We start from the raw sequence: 916 nt of genomic DNA, 5'->3' as shown, positions 1-916 counted from the left end.
CCACGCTGCGCGCAACGCAGATCGCCACCGGCTGATCCGGCTTCACCCCGAGCCCGATCAGATGATGCGCCAGCTGGTTGGCGTGCGCATTGAGCTCGCCATAGCTGACGCGCTGGTCCTGATAGACCACCGCCACCGCATCCGGCGCCTTTTGCACCTGCGCCTCAAACAGCTCATGGATGCACTGCTGCTCAGGATACGTCACCGCCGTCCGGTTCAGCTCCTCCAGCAGATACGCGCGCTCGTCGGCTGGCAGGATGTCCAGCTCGCGCACCGGCGTGCTCGGCGCCTGCTCCAGCGCCTCTGCCAGCTGCTCGAGCGCCCGCTGCATGTAGCCGCAGATCCGATCCGCAGAGATAGGCTCCGCCGCCTGCGCCGTCAGCCCGAGCGCCTCACCAAAATCCTCCACCGACAAGGTCAGCGGATAATTGGTGCGCTCCTCGCCGCCCAGCCATTCCACGCCCACCAGACTGTCATCGGTTGCGGTGGCGACCGCCGCGGTGTTGTGGCGGTAGTTCAACAGCGCGCTGAACAACGGCGCCGGCGCCGCCACGCCGCTGCAGCGCTGCGCCAGCGCCAGCGAGGCGTGCTCATGTGCCAGCAGCTCGGCCAGCCGGGCATGTGTTGTTCGCACGCTCGCCTCGACCGCGGTCCCATCAAGATCAAGCCGCAGCGGCAGGGTATTGATGAACAGCCCCATGGCGCGGTCGCCACCCGCACCCCCATGCATGCGGCCGAACAGCACTGTGCCGAACACCACCTGCTCGCGGCCGCTGCTGCGCGCCACCACCTGACCCCAGGCCAGATGGCACAGGCTCGCCAGGCTCACCCCAAGCCGTCGCGCCTGGCTGCGCAGCCGCGCGTTCAGCTGCTGCGGCAGCATCCGCTGCGCCTCGCTGATCCCGCTGCCGTCGCC

At 68.8% G+C, this 916-nt stretch carries 1 protein-coding gene; it reads right to left on the bottom strand.

Features of this window, described 5'->3' with window-relative positions:
- Window positions 1–916: condensation domain-containing protein (locus HZZ13_RS36315; protein ID WP_197964211.1), on the bottom strand; the 916-nt coding region annotated here is incomplete at both ends.

The sequence above is a fragment of the Bradyrhizobium agreste genome, from assembly GCF_016031625.1.
GTDB classification, from domain to species: domain Bacteria; phylum Pseudomonadota; class Alphaproteobacteria; order Rhizobiales; family Xanthobacteraceae; genus Bradyrhizobium; species Bradyrhizobium agreste.
Note: the sequence above shows the minus strand (reverse complement) of the source record. Positions and strands in the feature narration are given on the sequence as shown.